The organism is Vibrio rarus, from assembly GCF_024347075.1.
In the GTDB taxonomy this organism is placed as follows: Bacteria; Pseudomonadota; Gammaproteobacteria; order Enterobacterales; family Vibrionaceae; genus Vibrio; species Vibrio rarus.
In genome coordinates this window covers 2,353,922-2,373,632 of record NZ_AP024900.1, presented here as the reverse complement: position 1 = coordinate 2,373,632, position 19,711 = coordinate 2,353,922, and the positions used below count along the sequence as shown (strand labels likewise).

20 protein-coding genes and 1 other RNA gene are annotated in these 19,711 nt (G+C 42.9%); 12 read left to right on the top strand and 9 right to left on the bottom strand.

What is annotated here, in order from left to right; all coding sequences use genetic code 11:
- Positions 1–55: 55 nt before the first annotated feature.
- The 5 genes from serA to zapA form a co-directional block, all read right to left on the bottom strand.
- On the bottom strand, positions 56–1,288 hold the full coding sequence (serA, locus tag OCU56_RS10775; protein WP_261873220.1) for a phosphoglycerate dehydrogenase: 1,233 nt from the start codon (positions 1,286–1,288) through the stop codon (positions 56–58).
- 206 nt (positions 1,289–1,494) lie between these two features.
- The gene (gene rpiA, locus OCU56_RS10770; RefSeq protein ID WP_261873219.1) at positions 1,495–2,151 is read right to left on the bottom strand and encodes a ribose-5-phosphate isomerase RpiA; all 657 of its coding nucleotides are present in this window, start codon (positions 2,149–2,151) and stop codon (positions 1,495–1,497) included.
- A 93-nt stretch (positions 2,152–2,244) separates the two neighbouring features.
- Positions 2,245–2,835, bottom strand: coding sequence for a 5-formyltetrahydrofolate cyclo-ligase (locus OCU56_RS10765; RefSeq protein ID WP_261873218.1), 591 nt, complete (start codon positions 2,833–2,835; stop codon positions 2,245–2,247).
- 1 nt (position 2,836) lies between these two features.
- A non-coding RNA gene (ssrS, locus tag OCU56_RS10760) (6S RNA) lies at positions 2,837–3,021 on the bottom strand.
- Positions 3,022–3,050: 29 nt separating this feature from the next.
- A complete protein-coding gene (gene zapA / locus OCU56_RS10755; protein WP_261873217.1) occupies positions 3,051–3,341 on the bottom strand; it encodes a cell division protein ZapA in 291 nt (96 codons plus the stop codon).
- A gap of 279 nt (positions 3,342–3,620) precedes the next feature.
- Here zapA and OCU56_RS10750 point away from each other — a divergent pair, with 279 nt between their 5' ends.
- From OCU56_RS10750 to OCU56_RS10740, 3 genes are read left to right on the top strand one after another with little or no spacing between them, the layout of a single operon-like run.
- Complete coding sequence (locus OCU56_RS10750; RefSeq protein WP_261873216.1) at positions 3,621–4,187, top strand: UPF0149 family protein; 567 nt, start codon at positions 3,621–3,623, stop codon at positions 4,185–4,187.
- Positions 4,188–4,211: 24 nt separating this feature from the next.
- Positions 4,212–5,411 (top strand): 2-octaprenyl-6-methoxyphenyl hydroxylase, encoded by a 1,200-nt coding sequence (gene ubiH / locus OCU56_RS10745; RefSeq protein WP_261874812.1) that lies wholly within the window; start codon positions 4,212–4,214, stop codon positions 5,409–5,411.
- Between the two features lie 9 nt (positions 5,412–5,420).
- Complete coding sequence (locus OCU56_RS10740) at positions 5,421–6,623, top strand: FAD-dependent monooxygenase (RefSeq protein WP_261873215.1); 1,203 nt, start codon at positions 5,421–5,423, stop codon at positions 6,621–6,623.
- A 350-nt stretch (positions 6,624–6,973) separates the two neighbouring features.
- Here OCU56_RS10740 and OCU56_RS10735 read toward each other — a convergent pair whose 3' ends face one another.
- The 3 genes from OCU56_RS10735 to ygfZ all read right to left on the bottom strand — a co-directional run bounded on the left by OCU56_RS10735 (position 6,974) and on the right by ygfZ (position 9,923).
- Complete coding sequence (locus tag OCU56_RS10735; protein ID WP_261873214.1) at positions 6,974–7,951, bottom strand: transposase; 978 nt, start codon at positions 7,949–7,951, stop codon at positions 6,974–6,976.
- Between the two features lie 239 nt (positions 7,952–8,190).
- Positions 8,191–8,397, bottom strand: coding sequence for a DUF1107 domain-containing protein (locus OCU56_RS10730; protein WP_261873213.1), 207 nt, complete (start codon positions 8,395–8,397; stop codon positions 8,191–8,193).
- A gap of 584 nt (positions 8,398–8,981) precedes the next feature.
- A complete protein-coding gene (gene ygfZ / locus OCU56_RS10725) occupies positions 8,982–9,923 on the bottom strand; it encodes a tRNA-modifying protein YgfZ (RefSeq protein ID WP_261873212.1) in 942 nt (313 codons plus the stop codon).
- 188 nt (positions 9,924–10,111) lie between these two features.
- Between ygfZ and OCU56_RS10720 the strand changes: the two genes are divergently transcribed.
- The gene (locus OCU56_RS10720) at positions 10,112–10,375 is read left to right on the top strand and encodes an FAD assembly factor SdhE (RefSeq protein WP_261874811.1); all 264 of its coding nucleotides are present in this window, start codon (positions 10,112–10,114) and stop codon (positions 10,373–10,375) included.
- A 53-nt stretch (positions 10,376–10,428) separates the two neighbouring features.
- On the opposite strand, the gene nadB is transcribed toward OCU56_RS10720, so the two are convergent.
- Positions 10,429–12,057 (bottom strand): L-aspartate oxidase, encoded by a 1,629-nt coding sequence (gene nadB / locus OCU56_RS10715; protein WP_261873211.1) that lies wholly within the window; start codon positions 12,055–12,057, stop codon positions 10,429–10,431.
- 420 nt (positions 12,058–12,477) lie between these two features.
- Here nadB and rpoE point away from each other — a divergent pair, with 420 nt between their 5' ends.
- The 8 genes from rpoE to era all read left to right on the top strand — a co-directional run bounded on the left by rpoE (position 12,478) and on the right by era (position 19,702).
- Positions 12,478–13,056 carry an RNA polymerase sigma factor RpoE gene (gene rpoE / locus OCU56_RS10710; RefSeq protein WP_261873210.1) on the top strand — a complete coding sequence of 193 codons (579 nt, stop codon included), beginning with the start codon at positions 12,478–12,480 and terminating at the stop codon, positions 13,054–13,056.
- A gap of 23 nt (positions 13,057–13,079) precedes the next feature.
- Positions 13,080–13,691 carry an RseA family anti-sigma factor gene (locus tag OCU56_RS10705; protein WP_261873209.1) on the top strand — a complete coding sequence of 204 codons (612 nt, stop codon included), beginning with the start codon at positions 13,080–13,082 and terminating at the stop codon, positions 13,689–13,691.
- Positions 13,688–14,650, top strand: a complete 963-nt coding sequence (rseB, locus tag OCU56_RS10700) for a sigma-E factor regulatory protein RseB (protein WP_261873208.1) — start codon at positions 13,688–13,690, stop codon at positions 14,648–14,650. Before OCU56_RS10705 ends, rseB begins: the two co-directional genes overlap by 4 nt.
- Positions 14,647–15,141 (top strand): SoxR reducing system RseC family protein, encoded by a 495-nt coding sequence (locus OCU56_RS10695; RefSeq protein ID WP_261873207.1) that lies wholly within the window; start codon positions 14,647–14,649, stop codon positions 15,139–15,141. The genes rseB and OCU56_RS10695 overlap by 4 nt, the downstream gene beginning before the upstream one ends.
- Positions 15,142–15,250: 109 nt before the next feature.
- The gene (gene lepA / locus OCU56_RS10690; protein WP_261873206.1) at positions 15,251–17,044 is read left to right on the top strand and encodes a translation elongation factor 4; all 1,794 of its coding nucleotides are present in this window, start codon (positions 15,251–15,253) and stop codon (positions 17,042–17,044) included.
- Positions 17,045–17,139: 95 nt separating this feature from the next.
- Entirely contained in the window at positions 17,140–18,036 is an 897-nt protein-coding gene (gene lepB, locus OCU56_RS10685; RefSeq protein ID WP_261873205.1) for a signal peptidase I, read from the top strand.
- Between the two features lie 9 nt (positions 18,037–18,045).
- Positions 18,046–18,723: a ribonuclease III gene (gene rnc / locus OCU56_RS10680; RefSeq protein ID WP_261873204.1), complete on the top strand. Its 678-nt coding sequence runs from the start codon at positions 18,046–18,048 to the stop codon at positions 18,721–18,723.
- On the top strand, positions 18,716–19,702 hold the full coding sequence (gene era, locus OCU56_RS10675) for a GTPase Era (RefSeq protein WP_261873203.1): 987 nt from the start codon (positions 18,716–18,718) through the stop codon (positions 19,700–19,702). The genes rnc and era overlap by 8 nt, the downstream gene beginning before the upstream one ends.
- The last annotated feature ends 9 nt before the right edge of the window (positions 19,703–19,711 follow it).

The window sequence follows — 19,711 nt, the reverse complement described above, 5'->3', positions numbered from 1 at the left end:
TCTGTTTGTTTTAGCTTAGGCTTGCAAAGCTTGAGTTTATTATTAACTCTATAAATTAGTGCAGTAGACGGGCGCGAATCGTGCCGTCGATTTCTTTTAGTTTGGCTAGAGCTTCTTGAGAGCGATCGGCTTCAACATCAATCACAACATAACCAATATCATTATTAGTTTGTAGGTACTGACCGGCGATGTTAATAGAAGCGGTAGCAAAGATGGTGTTGATTTGGGTTAGTATGCCTGGGCGGTTTTCGTGAATATGCAATAAACGCGATGTACCATTGCCACTTTGCGGTAGCGATACTTGAGGGAAGTTGACACTAGATAACGTTGAACCGTTGTCTGAGTATTTCGCCAGCTTACCGGCCACTTCAACACCGATGTTTTCTTGTGCTTCTTGAGTTGACCCCCCTACGTGTGGAGTAAGGATCACGTTATCAAACTGCATTAGCGGAGTTTCAAATGAATCTGCGTTGGTTTTTGGCTCTACTGGGAATACATCAACGGCAGCACCACCTAGATGACGAGATTCTAGAGAGTCACAAAGAGCTGGAATATCAACAACTGTGCCTCGTGCAGCATTGATGAAGATAGCCCCTGGTTTCATTAGAGCAAACTCTTCGGCTCCCATCATGTTTTTAGTGGATGGCGTTTCTGGAACATGCAAACTGATCACATCACATTTGTTTAGCAACTCTGCCATAGTGCGTACTTGAGTGGCATTACCAAGAGACAATTTGCTTTCAATATCATAATAGTAGACACGCATACCTAAGTTTTCAGCGATGATGCTAAGCTGAGTACCGATATGACCATAACCAATAATACCTAAGCGTTTTCCTCTTGCTTCATAAGAGAGTTCGGCACTTTTTTTCCAAATTCCGCGGTGAGCAAGGGCATTTTTCTCTGGAATACCACGCATAAGTAGCAGGATTTGTCCTAAAACTAATTCCGCAACACTTCGTGTATTTGAGAACGGTGCATTAAATACGGGAATCCCTTTAGCTGCTGCCGCTTTAAGGTCAACTTGGTTGGTACCAATACAAAAACAACCAATAGCAACCAATTTATCGGCGGCTGCTAAAACGCGTTCGTTTAAGTTAGAGCGAGAGCGAATACCAATAAAGTGTACATCTTTAATTTCTTCGATGAGTTCTTCTTCTGAAATAGAGCCTTTATGGTATTGGATGTTGGAATATCCCGCCGCTTCTAGTACTTCAACCGATGAAGGGTGTAGCCCTTCTAGAAGTAATATTTTGATTTTGTCTTTGTCTAGAGAGACTCTGGTCATAGCGGTTATTCCTTAACATTTGAGTAAATTAATTCCGAAAAGCAATGGCTTTCTAAATCGGACTCCCCTTAAATTATCAAAAAATGAACAATTTGGGTAAGAAAATTACAATAAAAAAAAAGTGAGCACTAACAATAGTACTCACTTTCTTTAAAGTCTTTTTAAATCAATATCTTAAAAAGTTCGTGGTTTGGAAGTTAATTCCATTACTCTTCGATTTTTGCACCTGTTGGTGTACCTGTAATGACCACATCTGCACCTCTATGCGCAAATAAACCCACAGTGACTACGCCAGCCAGTGCGTTAATTTGGTCTTCTAGTTGTTTCGGGTTGGTGATTTTAAGGCTATGTACATCAAGGATTACGTTGCCGTTATCTGTGATAACACCTTCACGATAAACAGGGTCACCGCCAAGTTTTACCAGTTCACGAGCCACGTAAGAGCGAGCCATTGGAATGACTTCTACTGGTAACGGAAATTTACCCAGTACGTCTACAGCTTTTGTACCATCAACAATACAGACAAATTTTTCAGAAATTGCCGCGACAATTTTTTCACGAGTAAGAGCGGCACCGCCACCTTTAATCATATCTTTGTCGGCGTTGATTTCATCTGCGCCATCAACATAAACGTCAAGGGCAGCAACTTCATTGCAATCAAATACTTTGATACCCAGTTGCTCTAGCTTCTCTGTTGATGCTACAGAGCTAGACACTGCCCCTTTGATCTTATCGCTCATAGTGCCCAAAGCGTCGATAAAATGGTTAACAGTAGAGCCTGTACCAACACCAACAATTGCGCCAGCTTCTACGTATTTTAGCGCTGCCCAACCAGCTTCTTTTTTCATTTCATCTTGGGTCATTCGAATTCTCCAGATCGAGGATAAAGGGGTCGGGGCGATTATATACCGAATTGGAGAATAAGAGAATGCGCCACAAGAAGAGGAACGCTAAGTTTACGGCCAGTTCCATGTTTTACTAGGCGTGACTATTTTCTCTAATGGTATGTCCCACTCTTTGCTGGGTAGCTGTTCAAGGTGTTGGCAGTCATGGGCGATGCCAATGGGTTTAGGGGTTGCTATGTTGGTAAATGGGGCTAAGGTTCTGTCGTAGTAGCCACCCCCCATACCGAGGCGCTGTCCTTGGGTATCGAAGGCCACTAGAGGGGTGAAAATGATATCTAGCTGGGCTGCGGGAATAATATCTTGCATACGTAACTTAGGTTCTAGAATACCGTATTTGTTTTTTTGCAGTTGGCTGTGTTCGTTATACTGGAGAAAGAGTAGCTGCCCTTTAGAGAAAGGGTGTAGAACGGGGATGCAGGTGTTAATGCCATTTTCCCAGCACCACTGGATGGCTAAAATGGGATCTATTTCGCCATCGTTGGCTAAGTATAGAGCCACATTTTTAGCTGTGGTTAATTCGGTGAGTTGACGGAATTGTTTTACCAGTTGCGAAGATGCGTGGTTTTGTTGGGTGTGTGATAGAGCGCCACGAACTGCGCGAATGTGTTTTCGTATATCACTACGAGTGGATAGTAATTGCATGAGGAACCCCAGAGTGCCGTTGCGGATTTTGGCCCTTGAACCAGCTGGTTCAAGGCGGATCAGCAATGAAGACCGTAGGCTTCTCGATACGAGTCGAGCTTGCTCAATAGTCGTCAAATACTAACCCTTAAGGGTTGCTTATCGGCTCAGGGACATAAATCCAGCTGACGCACACCCCAGGGTAATTTTAATTCTTGCCGTCCAGTTGGCTATTGTTACTCTTTAGTCAGCGCTTTGTCTAGTTTTCCATCAAGGAGTTCAAGGCGCTGCTCGATATCTTGTTGGATTTCACTAGAGGCTTCTTTTTCTAATAGCTCATAGCAGATATTCAGTGCTGCTATGGTGATCAATTTTTCCGTATTGGCCACTTTGGTTTTATCGGCCATCTCTTTAATTCGTTGATCAAGATTCTGGGCAGCTTGTCGCAGAGCATCTTCTTTGCCTGCAGGGCAATTTACTCGAGTAATCTTACCTAAAATTTCAATTTCAACTGCTTGATTGCTCATGCTCGACAACTCGTTACCGCTCCCAAAAAGCTGTGCGTCCTGTGCACCGTATAAGCAAGAAACTATAGAAAAACCACCAGCAAGATTCAAGCTTTTCCGCTCTTGAGTGACAGATTGTCTGTTTAATTAGCTAGAAACAGAGCAATTTGTTTAATTGCTCGGCACTTTTAAGTGACAAAGTACTCCAATAAGAAGCGTGGTGAGTACCGATTTGTGTCTGTAATGAGTATCCACCAAGTGATAAGATAACGCTATAACTCTCTATAGGAACCTTGTCTCATGAGTAAGCTCTCTTTACCTGATTATTTTTCTGTTGCTGATGAATTTAAAACGGCACAAATAGCCGTGACACCGGCAGAGATGCATGGCCTTCTAATTGGTATGTTAGGCGGGGGACTCGCCAATGATAGTGATGCTTGGCAATCGTTGTTATTTGATTATACCAACGATGGTATGGGATGGCCGATGCCGAGTTTGGCATTAGCAGAGCAGTGTCTGCAGGTGGCACGAGGTGAGCTCAGTGATGATAACTTTGAGTTGAGTATTTTGTTGCCAACAGAGAGTGACATTGCGGTGTATGCACAGGCAATGAGCGAATGGGTTAGCCATTTTGTTTCGGGTTTAGGCTTGATTGATGCTCAGGTAAACAAAGCCAGTGAGCAAACCAAGGAAGCTTTGCAAGATTTGTTAGAGATCTCAAAAGTAGAAGTATACCCTGAAGAAGACGTGGAAGAGCAATTGGCTCTTTTAGAGCAGGTTCTTGAGCATGCTAAAATATGTGTTCTTACTATTTATGCTGAGTTGGGTAAAAAGCCAAGCAAACCTGAGTCTACAACACTTCATTAATCTTGCTAATAAGGAAGCGTGCAGTTGCAATATGATGTCATTGTAATTGGTGGTGCGATGAGTGGGGGAACCCTTGCTCTGGCATTGAGTCGAGTGGCGAATAAAAGAGTGGCGGTGGTAGAGGCTTTTGCTGGGCCTGTACAGCATAACCCCTCAACGAGTAATTTATCGGACAATTTATCGAGACACCCAGGTTTTGACTCAAGAGCGATTGCTTTATCTTTGGGCAGTGTGCAGTTATTGCGCAAGTATGCCCTTTGGTCTGACTTGTCAGCAAACGCTACGCCAATTAGCAGTATTGACGTCTCTGATCGAGGGCATTTTGCACAAACGGGATTTGATGCACAGCAATTGGATAAAGAGCTGTTAGGTGCGGTGGTTGAGTTAGCGGATGTGGGTAGAGTGTATCAAGAGCAATTACAGCTTGATCCTAACATTGACCTATTTTGCCCTGATGCGATCACTCAACTTGTCCAACACGCCAATCATGTTGACGTTGAATTGCAATCGGGCATTCAGCTGACGGGTAAGCTTATTGTTGCGGCCGATGGGGCTAACTCGAAAGTGGCTGAACTTATCAATAACACTAAATCTATTGATGACTTTGAACAGCATGCCTTGATTGCGAATGTTGAGTTAGAACAGCCTCATAGAAATCGAGCCTATGAGCGATTTACTGCCCATGGTCCAGTTGCTCTATTGCCGATGACTGATAATCGAATGTCTTTGGTTTGGTGTATGTCTGAAACTATGCTAAAGCAGGCACTTGCTTGGGATGAACAGCAGTTTTTGACTGAGTTACAAGGTCAATTTGGTTGGCGATTAGGACGCTTTAATAAGGTTGGAGCGCTAGCCAGTTACCCGTTGCAATTGCATAAGCGGGAACGCTTGATTCATCATCGCATTGTGTTTGTTGGGAATGCGGCGCAAACCTTGCACCCTATTGCTGGTCAGGGCTTTAATCTTAGTATTCGAGATGTTGCGGCTTTAGTTGATGCTGTATCGAATGATGAGGATTGTGGTGAGTATCATTGTCTTGCCAAGTATCGTGATAGCAGAGAGGCCGATAGAGAAGCCACTTGTGCCATGACCTCAGCTTTTGTCAGAATATTTTCAAATGATTGGCTGCCAATGGTGGTGGCCAGAAATGTAGGACTCGCTATCTTTGATATAGCCCCTGCTATACAAGGCGCGGTCAAGAACCGTAGCTTAGGATTGGTGTAGAACACAGAAATGATAAAAAACGTAGATTTAGTAATTGTCGGTGGTGGTATGGTTGGGCTAACTCTAGCTTTGGCATTAAAAGATACCGATATTCGAATAGCTATTATTGAAAGTACTGAAGCGCAACCCGTGACGGATCAGCCTGCCTCTCGAGTCTCTGCTTTAAGCCGTGCTAGTGAAAAAGTGCTTCAGCGCTTAGGCGCTTGGCCTAAAGTATTAACCCATCGCCATGCACCTTATACGGCAATGGAAGTGTGGGAAAAAGATACCTTTGCTCAGATAAAGTTTTGCGCCGACGACATCTTTGCAGATGATTTGGGGCATATTGTTGAGAATCAAATTATTTTGCAGGCTTTGCGTGAGCAAGTGGAGTTTTTAGATAATGTAAGCCTATTTCACCCGAATCGTTGCACCAACCTGGCAGTTGGAGAGCGAGAAGCATGGCTGACTTTAGATAACGGTCAAAACCTGACGGCTAAGTTGGTTGTAGCCGCTGACGGTGCTAACTCTTGGGTACGTCAGCAACAAGGTTTTCCTGTTACTGAATGGGATTACGATCACACAGCGATAGTTGCTAATATCACTACGTGTGAACCACATAACAATGTAGCAAGACAAGTGTTCACGGAAACCGGTCCACTGGCATTTTTACCACTGCATGAGCCAAACCTATGCTCCATAGTGTGGTCTCAAGATACAGATAGAGCAGAGTTACTAATGAAAGCCTCAGATGAAGAATTCTGCAAACAACTCACTGTAGACTTCAACATGACCTTAGGCCAGGCCACCCATATTACCGAACGAACAGCCATCCCCTTAAAAATGCGATATGCCCGAGATTTTGCTAAAGAGAGAATCGCTCTAATCGGTGATGCTGCACATACCATTCACCCATTAGCGGGGCAGGGTGTTAACTTGGGGCTTCTGGATGCGGTTACTTTAGCGGAAGAAATAGAAAAGCATTGGAATCTAGGTAAAGATATCGGTGAGTATTCTAACCTTAGGCATTTTGAACGCTGGAGGAAGACAGAGGCGCTTAAAATGATCACCAGTATGCAAGGGTTCAAAGAACTGTTCGAAGGCAGTGACCCGCTGAAGAAGCTATTTCGTGGTCTAGGAATGACCCTTGCCGGAAGATTACCAGGCATAAAAAAACAAGTGATGGCTCATGCCCTGGGTTTAAAAGGTGACCTTCCTAAATTGGCTAAGTAGTTTTGTGGTTTTTGGTTTTTGGTTTTTAAGTAGACACCCATATTTAATGAATGGTTTTTAAGCAGACACCTATCGGTTTTTATAGAGTGGTTTTTAAGTAGACACCCATATTTAATGAATGGTTTTTAAGCAGACACCTATCGGTTTTTATAGTGAAGGGTTATATGGACACCTTCTTTATAAAAAGATTTTATAAGGCTTCCCCATCATTAAAATTGAGTATGCGTTTCTATTTTTTAGGTAGGAGTGTCTTTGCAAGAGCAAGAGCAAGAGCAAGAGAAGAAGGTATCATCTTCGGTGAGATGGAAATGTTGCATTTACCCCTCATTTATATAAAGAATAGTGCTGTGTTAATTAGCTTTAAGGTACTGGCAACATGAAGAAAAGTGTCGCCGTCTTTTTTCTAGGTGCTCACAATAGCAGGTTAATTCATCCAACGTGCCTACTGGACCATGAAATAGTTGGCCAAATTCAGTGGTAAGTTTGAGCCAATTTTTAGGAGGGATACTTATTCTCGAAAGCAGTTTTTCGCTGTGCTCACTTATCGCACCTCGTTTATCATTGCGAATGATGCGACCAGTTTCATCAAGCAATTCAAGATAATCACTAAGTGAAAATGCAATTCCCCTTCCTTGGTTTTGCAACTCATTACCTATGAATGGTAAAAGCGTTTTTGGTTGTTCTCCTTTTAAAACTCCCTGAATACGGAGTTGAATACTGGTATGGTCTGAATGTTCTGGAGTATCGGAAATTTTAGCTCTGATCGGGTTTAAATCAACGTAGGCCATACATGTGAGGAGGGCTGCATCATCAAGTAATGCTTGGGATTTAAAACGACCTTCCCAGAATCTTCCTGTGCACTTATCTTCTTGATTTGCTTGTCTTGCGATAGGCTCGTTGAGGCAACGCATAAACCAACTAATATCACAAAGTCGGCTTCGATAGACAGCGATAGCGTGCTTTAATTGTTCAATTTCATGAGCTTCAATAATATTGCCATTTACAAATCGGTGGGTAAGTTCATCGCCCTTAAACAGCTTATGCCACTGTTCAATTACCTTCTTATCCGACCAGTTATTAGCTGTATCAATGTCAACTTTTAATACCACATGCAAGTGATTCGACATAACGGCAAAAGCGGCTATGTCGATAGCAAAAACGCCGGCTAGTTTGATGAGCAAGGCTTCTACCCATGCACGTCTGTGGTCATAATTTTTCCCTGAATAAGGGTCATTCCCACAAAGATAGGCTCGTCGTACTACGCGACTACAGCAGTGGTAGTAGGGAGTGTCTTCGATACTAATTTGAGTTCTTCGAGGGCGAGGCATACTTTTGCTCCACTTCAATAAACGTATATTAGTTTAGTCAATGATATTGAGTCTTGCTCATTATAAATGGGTGGCTTAGTTAGCAATAGCTTAGATAGTAAGATAACTGCCTAGTTGGTAGGTCGTTTATACGGTAGTTGTAATAGTAGGGGAAGGGTAATGAAGAGTCATTAATAGCGCTTAGAATAAGTATTCATAAATGAACAAAAAGGAGGCAAAGCCTCCTTTTTTTTAGCCAACTATATGTAGCAATCTCGGAGCCTTTTCACTTCAACGTTCACTTCGTTTACTGCTTTGTAGTGACGTTCTTCAGCGTGATTAGGGAGGATTAGCTTCCCGTTATCAAACTCAAACTTACCCACACCATAAATATAAATTCGTCCCTTGAATAGTCTACTTACGTGCTTTGCGATCATGCTAGGAATATAACGTTTGAACAGTCTCATTTCTGATACCTTTTTCATTTCTAATTATTATCTAGCCTCCATGGCAGGCTTACTATAGGTCATTTCTTTCCATAAAATTGTGATGTAACTGGATTAATAAACAGAACATGTATTTATTTTGATGTTTTTAACTGTGTTTGCAATTTGACATAGTTATTAATGATGCTTGTGCATGGCAGTGTAGGGTTTAGTGCTAAATTGCAATCTTCTGTATCACCAGTATTTATATAGACCGTGGCTTAGTAGTAAAAGTTCTAACGGATCAAAAGTGGGAATGTAACTAGGTGTAAAAAAACATCTGATGGAAACATTTATGATGGATGTCCATGCTTATCTTTTATGGATGTCTATGGTTATCCTTCCATGCTTATCCTTGATGCTTTATCCGTGGGATAAGAACTCTGGGTGTCGCGATAAGTTTCGATAATTTCTTATGGGTGTCGCGATAAGTTTCGGATAAGTTCACGATAAGTTTCCATAAGTTCTCGTTAGTTTGGATATCTTGATAAGGTGTTTAACAATGGGTGTCTAAATAAAAAGGATGGGTGTCATGATAAAGGGGGAGTACCCCCCTTTGGTGGTGACTATTCTTCTAGGTTGTAAGGGAGGTCTACTAGTGTCCAGTAGTTGTCTGAATCGCCGGAGAGTTTAAAGCGGGTTTCAAATTCAATGTCTTTATTGAGGACGATAAGGGCTAGGGCATCACCATTCGGCGCTTGGTATTGAGCTATTGCTTCACCTGCGCTGCGCCAGTTTTCCCCTACTTCACGTTCAAAAGTGTAGGTATTGTTGTTCATAGCTTGACCTTGTAGGAGGCGCATCACTTTTTTATTGGTGCCTCGGTACTTGGCTCGGGCTACGGTTTCTTGACCGGTATAGCAACCTTTTTCAAAGCTAATTCCGGATAAGGCCTGCAAATTTAATGTTTGCGGGATATGGCTATTTTGGTGGGGTGCGGTAACGCGCGGTATACCTTGAATTAGATCAAAGTAGTCCCATAGTTCGGGTTCTATTTGTTGTGCGTTTTGCAGTTCTTTTTCTAGCTCTTTTTGTTCCGTAGCATCGATGAGTAGCAACCAACGCTGTGCGTCTATTTTGATAGCACTACCATGTGCATAACAGCAGCGAACATCGCCTCCTCCATCAGTAATAGAGTCGATGAAATCTTGCGCATCTTCACCAAAAATACCAATGCTTACTTGAGTACTGATGGCTAAATCTACTTTTGAAAACACGGAGTATTTTTTTATTTCTTGTAGGGCCGTGTCAATCGCCGATTTGTGCTGCCAAAGCGCATAGCCTTCATGGTGATGAAATAGACGAAACAGACTCCACATTCTTCCTTTTGCATCACAATGTGCGCCTAAAGTAGAGTGGAAAGGGTTCAGTTGTACAACATCACAGGTCACCTGCCCTTGAAGATAAGATTTACTCTCTTCACCTGTTGCTGTGATGGCTTGCCAGTCGGTAAGTGCTGTCCATGCCAGTGAAAATGGTTTAATAGAAATAGAAGGTTTTGCTCTCATAGTCATTCCTTGAGCTAAATGGTTGTGCCTATGGTAATCACTATTTACACTGATGTCTAAGGGCGGAATTTTGAACTTGGTTTTAGTTTTGAAAGTAATAAGCTTTAAGCTGTGATTGAACTAATAGTTACAAAGGTATGAGACTGTTACAATCATGCTAATAAAATGAAATTATTTTGGGGTGGATGATGTACACATCAGAGCAAAAAGCGCGCATCAAATGGGCGTGCCGTCGTGGTATGTTAGAATTAGATGTCGTTATCATGCCTTTTTTTGAAGAGTGTTTCGAAGGATTAAGTGAACAAGAAAAAAAGGATTTTGTATCACTATTAGAGTGTGATGATCCCGATTTGTTTACTTGGATTATGGGACACGGTCGTAGCGAAAATCTTGCACATGCGGCAATGATAGATAAAGTTGTTGCTCATAATTTGAGTAAGGTTCGCTCGTAGCCACAAACGGACAGACATAAAAAGGCGCCTGAATTGGCGCCTTTTTTATTAGATTAATTAGGATAGGTTCTATTGGATGGCTTTGGTGTCAAAATAGTCGGTTTCGCTTCTTCCAGCATCTCAGGATAATCGAGAGTGTAATGCAATCCACGGCTTTCTTTACGTTCCATCGCACAGCGAACCATTAGATCGGCTACTTGCAATAGGTTACGCAATTCCAGCAAGTTATTTGAAACTCGGAAGTTACTGTAGTAGTCGTTCACTTCTTGTTGTAGGAGTTGAATACGGTGCAATGCACGCTCTAATCGCTTATCGGTGCGTACAATCCCCATGTAATCCCACATAAATAATCGAAGTTCATGCCAGTTGTGTTGTAGCACAACCTCTTCGTCCGAGTTATTAACCTGACTTTCATCCCAGCAGGGTAGCCCTTTAGGCATTTGTGCATGTTCTAGCTGCTGCAAGATGCTTTTCGCTGCGGACCAAGCATAAACCACACACTCTAGTAGAGAGTTGGACGCCATACGGTTAGCACCGTGTAAGCCTGTGTAACTCACCTCACCAATAGCGTATAGCTGTTTAATATCCGTCTGCCCCTCAGGGTTTACCATCACACCACCACAAGTGTAGTGTGCTGCAGGAACGATAGGAATCGGCTCTTTAGTCATATCGAGACCAAGATCTTGCAGACGCATATGAATGGTCGGGAAGTGCTTAGTAATGAACTCAGCCGATTTATGACTGATGTCTAAATACATGCAGTCCGCACCTAAACGCTTCATTTCATAGTCGATAGCACGAGCAACAATATCGCGAGGTGCCAACTCTTCCCTTTCATCAAAATCGGGCATAAAGCGAGTGCCATCCGGTCTACGAAGGAATGCACCTTCACCGCGAAGAGCTTCTGTTAGTAAAAAGTTTCTTGCTTCAGGGTGAAACAAGCAGGTTGGATGAAACTGGTTGAACTCAAGGTTCGCCACTCGGCAACCCGCACGCCATGCCATTGCTATACCATCACCAGAAGAGACGTCTGGGTTACTGGTATATTGATAAACTTTGGATGCGCCACCGGTAGCCAGCACCACGAATTTGGCCGCTACCGTTTCCACATGTTCAGAATCGCGATTCCAAACGTATGCACCAACCACTTTTTGCGCATCCCCTGCAATTTTATCTTCAGTGATCAAATCAACGGCGTTATGTCGCTCTAAGACGGTGATGTTAGGGTGGTTGAGTACGTTTTCTTGTAGAGAGGTTTGCATTGCCATGCCTGTAGCATCAGCGGCATGCAAAATGCGTCGGTGGCTGTGGCCCCCTTCACGCGTTAGGTGATAGCGTGGTTGATTGTCATCCCCCGACTTTTCCTGATCAAATGGCACACCGCCATCGATAAGCCATTGCACGCATTTTTTTGCATTTTCAGCGATAAACTGAACTTTATCTTTTTCACATAACCCGGCACCAGCAATGAGGGTGTCATCCACATGAGACTCAACAGTGTCCGATTCGTCAAATACTGCCGCAATACCACCTTGAGCATAAAAAGTAGCCCCTTCTCGGCTTAGGCTTTTGCTTATGACTATAACTTTAGATTTTTCTGCAACACGTAGGGCTAGAGACAGTCCAGCAGCCCCGCTACCGATGACCAGTACATCACATTGATGTTGAGAGATTGAATTCATTGGAACCTTATATCCTATTTTGTCCGTTGCTCGCTAAGAGCAACAATTAACCCTAAATTGGAACACATATTATATTTATGGTTTTTGACGTATTCTTAACTCTGTGAAGAGCTTGGGTGCTACTATTCGACTACTAGTTGTCGTGCAAAACTATGCGCTATATCAAGAGTTGTAATCTTTGACTGAAGTTCGTTTTAATTGAGAACATAGAGACCTAAAATCTAACTATGCAAAACTGTACTTCCCCTCTAGTACATCACATTTTGGACTAAGTTTTGCAAAAATTGTAAACAAAATGAACTTTTCTATCCCGAGTGAGTCACAATAGTGCTCTAGTAGTTGCAAGTGTCAATATACATTATGCAGTGATAAAACTCATATCTGAGAAGATGGGAGCTGAATATAGGAGTAAAAGCTCGAATGAACGAGCAGTTGACCGATCAGGTACTAATTGATCGCATTCAAAATGGAGATAAGCAAGCCTTTAACCTTTTGGTAGTAAAGTACCAGAATAAAGTGTGTAACTTGATTTCTCGATACGTGAACAACCACAGTGATGTTGCTGATGTTGCTCAAGAGACCTTTATTAAGGCGTACCGAGCTATCCCTAACTTTAGGGGAGAGAGTGCATTTTATACTTGGCTTTATCGTATTGCGGTCAATACGGCAAAAAATCATCTCGTCGCTTTAGGACGTAGACCACCTGCCAACGATATTGATGCAGAAGATGCTGAATATATAGAAACTGGGAATGCGTTAAAAGAAATATCGAACCCAGAAAACTTAACGTTGTCCAATGAATTGAAAGAGGTTGTGTTTGATGCAATTGAAGCGTTACCTGAAGATTTAAAAACAGCGATGACTTTGCGAGAACTCGATGGCTTAAGTTATGAAGAAATAGCAGCGGTTATGGAATGTCCTGTGGGCACAGTTCGTTCGCGAATATTTAGAGCTCGAGAAGCGGTAGAGAAAAAAATGCAACCGCTCCTTCAGCGTTAGAAGCAATTACAATGGTGAAAGTAATGTCTAACAAAGAGAAAATATCAGCGTTGATGGATAGTGAGTCGGTAGACTTGAGCGTACTTTCGGACATTGAAGGTAATAAAGATGCTCAGAAAACATGGCAAAACTACCATTTAATTGGTGACGTCATGCGAGGTGATGCCCCAGAAAATACTGACTGGGATATTGCAAGTCGAGTGGCTTTGGCTCTTGAAGATGAGCCGGTTCATCGCGCTAATGTAGAACCTATTTTACAAGCGCAACCTTCACAGCAACAAGCCAAAAAAGCGCTTCCTCAATGGCTAACCCAGTTTGGCCAAGTAGCGGTTGCTGCTTGTGTATCTTTTGTGGTCATTTTAAGTGTGCAACAATACGGTGGCAGTACCGATGGTGATGGGGCTTCTGCGACAGAAACGCTTCCTGTACTACAGACAATTCCCATGGCCGGTAGCGTCGAACCTGTAAGCTTAACGCGTGATTCAGTACGAGCTAAGTCCCTATCTAACTCACCGCAAAGTGAGCAGATGGCAGAGCAACGTCAACGGATTAATACGGTCTTACAAGATTATGAGTTGCAACTTCGTTTGAACCATAGCGAAGCCAATATTGATGTAGAAACGGACGTAAAATGAAGAAATTTCTGGCCAGCGTATGTACGCTGCTCAGCTTAGCGACCTCTCCGATAGCGTTAGCTGATACCAGCCCTGCTGAAGCTCTGCTGCATAAAATGAGTGTAGCCAGTGACACGCTTAATTATGAGATGTCCTATGTACTTATTCGTAAGAGTAGTATTGAACCTCTGGTGTACCGTCAAGCGAGTGATAATGACACGCAGTTTGCGCAACTCATGTATTTGAGTGGCCCGGTAAGAGAGGTGATTCGTCGCGGTAATGAAATCAGCTATATTGAGCCTGGAATCGACCCATTTACCATTGCATCAGATAAAATGGTGGCTCCGTTAATGCCGATGCTGGACGTGTCTCCCGAAAAAATCAAAGATTATTATGACTTTGTAAAAGTAGGTCGAGCGCGAGAAGCCGGTTCAGCCACTGAAGTGGTGAGAGTGGTGCCAAAAGACGGGCAACGCTACTCCTATATCGTATGGATTGACGAACAAACCGCATTGCCGCTACGTGCCGATTTAATGGACCGTAATGGCGAAATATTAGAGCAGTACCGAACCGTTTCATACTCCATAACCGATCATCTCATTCCTATAATGAAAGGGCTGGAAAAAGCCCACCTACCCGATGTGGTGACATTACCCGATGGGAGTGTCGATGAAATTTCCTGGAGTGCAAGTTGGATGCCGCAAGGCTTTGTCAGTCAAAAAATGCAAAGTCATCCCTTGTTAGGCTCTAATCGTATTGTTGAGAGCCAAATTTATTCAGATGGTTTATTTCAGTTTTCTATTTATGTTGCTCCAGAAGACGAGTTATCTTTAAAACGTCAACTGGTTAGGCAGGGTAGATTGACCTTGCAAAGTGCCGTGGTTAATCATCATGAAATCATTGTTGTTGGAGATATTCCTCCCAGTACCGCACAGCGTATTTTACAATCCGTTACTTTTCATCAGGTAGTTAAACAATGATGAGTGCATTGGCTCTGGTGACGAGGGTAACTGAGTTGCCATCCTCAGATTCAGACGAAACAGTATTTAAAGTGGAGTTAACCTGTGAGCAACAGACCAGCTGTAAGGGGTGCGCGTCTAAATCCAGCTGTGCTACAGGACAAGTGAGCAAGGCCATTGGTAATAAACAGCACGCTTGGACACTGACCAGCAAGGTTAAAGTACAGGTAGGGGATATCATAGAGATAGGTCTACCAGAAAAAGCGCTCCTTGCCGCTGCCGCGTTAGTCTATTTAATTCCTCTGCTGTTTTTATTCCTCGGTGCCTTGGTTGGTGCCGAAATATCGGACGCCATATTCAATGGCCAGGAATGGGTGAGTATTGTGTTTGGTATCGGATTTGCAGTGCTAAGTGGCATGCTAGTAAAAGCCAAATTAAACCACACAAACCATCAAGCAGAGCAGCAAGTCACCTTGATTCGTACGTTAGGGCAACCACTAGAAGTAAAATGAAGATAGCGACAAGCGCTGAAATTCGGTAGAATCGCCCAACCTGAGCAAAAATGATGATAAAAACATCATTTTCCCTTTCAATTTTGTATGAGTCTAACCACACCTAACTATGAAGAACATTCGTAACTTTTCGATAATCGCCCATATTGACCACGGTAAATCCACCTTATCAGATCGTTTGATACAAGTTTGTGGAGGCCTGAGCGATCGCGAGATGGAAGCGCAAGTCCTTGATTCTATGGATCTTGAAAGAGAGCGTGGTATCACGATTAAATCTCAAAGTGTGACCTTAGACTACAAAGCAAAGGATGGGGAAACATATCAGCTCAACTTTATCGATACCCCAGGACACGTTGATTTCTCTTATGAAGTATCGCGCTCTTTAGCCGCCTGTGAAGGTGCATTGTTGGTTGTCGATGCCGGTCAAGGGGTTGAAGCACAAACACTGGCTAACTGTTATACCGCAATCGAGATGGACTTAGAGGTTGTGCCAATCTTAAATAAGATTGACCTACCTGCTGCGGATCCTGAGCGTGTATCTGAAGAAATCGAAGAGATCGTTGGCATTGATGCAATGGAAGCGGTTCGTTGCTCGGCAAAAACGGGCTTAGGTGTCGATGAAGTACTTGAAGAAATTGTAAAAGAAATTCCAGCTCCAGAGGGCGATCCAGATGGTCCGCTACAAGCGCTCATCATCGACTCATGGTTTGATAACTACCTTGGTGTTGTGTCTCTGGTACGTATTAAAAACGGCAGTATCAAGAAGAATGACAAAATCAAAGTCATGACCACCGGCCAAGTATGGGGTGTGGATCGTTTAGGTATCTTTACTCCTAAACAAATTGATACGACTGAGCTAAATACGGGCGAAGTAGGCTGGGTTGTGTGTGGTATCAAAGATATCCTAGGGGCCCCGGTAGGCGATACATTAACTCATGCTAAAGGCGGTAGTGATATTGCTTTGCCGGGTTTCCAAAAAGTAAAACCACAGGTATACGCGGGTTTATTCCCGGTATCTTCTGATGATTATGAAAACTTCCGTGATGCATTGGGTAAACTAAGCCTAAATGATGCCTCACTATTTTATGAGCCAGAAAGCTCAGCTGCACTCGGCTTTGGTTTCCGCTGTGGTTTCTTGGGTATGCTTCACATGGAAGTTATCCAAGAACGTTTAGAGCGTGAATACGACTTAGACCTGATCACTACCGCGCCAACAGTGGTGTATGAAGTCGAAAAAACCAATGGTGACGTGCTGTATGTGGATAGCCCTGCCAAGCTACCTGCTGTTAACGATTTAGAAGAAATACGTGAGCCAATTGCTCGTTGTAATATCCTAGTGCCATCAGACTACTTGGGTAATGTGATTACCCTTTGTGTTGAGAAGCGTGGTATTCAGGTGGATATGGTTTATCACGGCAACCAAGTTGCTCTAACCTATGACTTGCCAATGGCAGAAGTGGTATTAGACTTCTTCGACCGTCTAAAATCGACCTCTCGTGGTTATGCATCACTTGATTACAACTTCCACCGTTATGAAGCCTCAAGCATGGTACGTGTAGACGTATTACTTAATGGTGATACAGTAGATGCATTGGCGATTATCACTCATAAAGATAACTCGCAAAATCGTGGTCGCTTATTGGTTGAGAAGATGAAGGAGTTTATCCCTCGTCAAATGTTCGATATTGCCATTCAAGCCGCCATCGGTAACCATATTATTGCTCGCTCTACCGTTAAGCAATTACGTAAAAACGTAATCGCGAAATGTTACGGTGGTGATGTAAGCCGTAAGAAAAAACTGTTGAAGAAACAGAAAGAAGGTAAAAAACGCATGAAACAAATTGGTAATGTTGAGCTTCCGCAAGAAGCCTTCTTAGCGATTTTGCATGTAGGTAAAGATTAATCATTAATAATGATTAGATAACAATGATAAAAGTGAAAGGGTTAATGGCTCTTTCACTTTCGTGTTTTAGAAACAAATGAATTTAAGGGATTTCAATGGCTAATACGTTTTCGCTGATCTTAGTCTTAGTGACTTTGGTTACTGGTATTGTCTACGCTTTGGAAAAGCTCGTTTGGGCAAAGAAAAGAGAAGCTAAGGTTGCTGAAGTTGAAGCTCAAACAACCGGTTTAGATGAGAAAACTAAAGAAAAAGTAGCCAATCAGCCTTGGTGGGTTGAAAATAGTGTCTCTATCTTCCCTGTTATTGCCTTTGTGTTGATCTTACGTTCATTTATTTATGAACCCTTTCAGATCCCATCAGGCTCTATGATGCCAACTCTATTGGTGGGTGATTTTATCGTAGTTGAGAAATTCTCTTACGGTTTAAAAGACCCTGTATGGCGCACTCAACTAGTGGAAACCGGTAAGCCTAAGCGTGGTGATGTTGCGGTATTTAAATACCCGCCTCAACCAAGCATTGACTATATTAAACGAGTGATTGGTTTGCCTGGCGACACCATTCGCTATACTGAAGATAAGAAACTGTGTATTAAAGCCAGTGGCGAAAGGCAGTGTAAGCCTGTGCCTTTGACTAATTATACAGAAAGTGAATTTACACAAGGTAACGTCCCACTGATTCAGTTAAATGAAACTATGGGTGAACATCATCACCAAGTATTGGTGAACCCTCTACGTCAAGATAACGTATCTGCGTATCAACCTAGAGCCGGTGTTCGAGAGTGGATTGTGCCTAAAGGGCATTATTTCATGATGGGTGACAATCGCGATAACAGCGCAGATAGCCGTTATTGGGGATTTGTCCCTGAAGCCAACTTAGTTGGTAAAGCAGTTGGTATTTGGGTGAGTTTTGAGTTTGACCGTAGCAGTGATAGCTTCTTACCATCTTGGATTCCAACCGGTATCCGTTTGAACCGCGTTGGCGGTATAGAGTAATCAGAGAGTATGAATTCTCAATTAACTAGATTAGAAAAAAGTATTGGTTATAAGTTTAATGACATAAATAACCTACATTTGGCGCTGACACACCGCAGCGCCAATGGCAAACATAATGAACGACTAGAGTTTCTGGGCGATTCAATTTTAAGTTTTGTCATCACTGATGATTTATACCATCGTTTTCCCAAAGAGAACGAAGGTGACATGAGTCGAATGCGCGCCACTTTGGTAAGAGGTAAAACTTTGGCCGAGTTAGCGCGAGAGTTTGAGCTCGGAGACTACTTAAAATTAGGTCCAGGTGAGTTGAAGAGTGGCGGATTCCGTCGAGATTCTATTCTTGCAGATGCTGTAGAAGCCATTATTGGCGCTATTTATTTAGACAGTGGTACTGAGTCGGTACGAGCGATCGTACTGTCATGGTATATGAGTCGTCTTGAGGCTATTCAACCTGGCGTATCACAAAAAGATCCTAAGACCCGTTTACAGGAGTTCTTACAAGGTCGTCGTAAGCCTTTACCAGCCTACGAAGTGATTAAAATTAAGGGTGAAGCTCATAACCAAGAGTTTACTGTTGACTGTATTGTGGCTGGCGTAGAAAAACCTTTCACAGGTAAAGGAACAAGCCGCCGTAAGGCAGAGCAAGCAGCAGCAGAGCTCGCGTTGGAGAAATTAACAAATGTCTAATCATGACCAGTCTGAAGATCAAGGTATCGATCTTGATGCGTACTTTGCGTCGCACAATCAAGAGAAAACCACCTCAGTAGAAAATCAACACTGTGGCTTTATTGCTATTGTTGGTCGCCCTAACGTAGGTAAATCAACACTACTGAACCATATCCTGGGACAGAAGATTTCCATAACGTCTCGTAAACCACAAACGACGCGCCACCGTATTATGGGTGTGGATACTGATGGTGATTACCAGGCGATTTTTGTGGATACACCAGGATTGCACATTGAAGAAAAGCGCGCGATTAACCGCTTAATGAACCGCGCTGCCAACAGTTCTTTAAGTGATGTAAACCTAGTGTTTTTCTTGGTGGATGGTACCCATTGGACTGCTGATGATGAAATGGTGCTTAACAAGTTAAAAGCCGCTAATTTCCCAGTTGTTTTATGTGTGAATAAGGTTGATAAGGTTCAAGACCGTAACCTTGTGATGAGCCACATGAAAGAAATGACTGAGAAAATGGACTTTGTTGACGTCGTGCCTATTTCAGCCAAACTTGGTAAAAACACCGATGTTTTGCGTAAGCATGTACGTGAATTTTTACCTAAAGCAACTCACCATTTCCCTGAAGAATACGTGACAGATCGCTCTCAGCGTTTTATGGCCTCGGAAATTGTCCGTGAGAAACTGATGCGCTTTACGGGTGACGAGCTTCCTTACTCGGTTACCGTTGAAGTGGAACGTTTTGACTACAACCCAGACAACGATGGTTTTCATATCAATGCGTTAATTTTGGTTGAACGTAGCGGTCAGAAGAAAATGGTCATTGGTAAAGGTGGCGAGAAGATCAAAACCATAGGTCGAGAAGCTCGTCTAGATATGGAAGAGCTATTTGGGCGAAAAGTGTACCTAGAAACCTGGGTCAAGGTTAAATCCGGTTGGGCTGATGACGAGCGAGCGCTTCGTTCATTAGGCTACATGGATGACTTGTAAAAACGCATC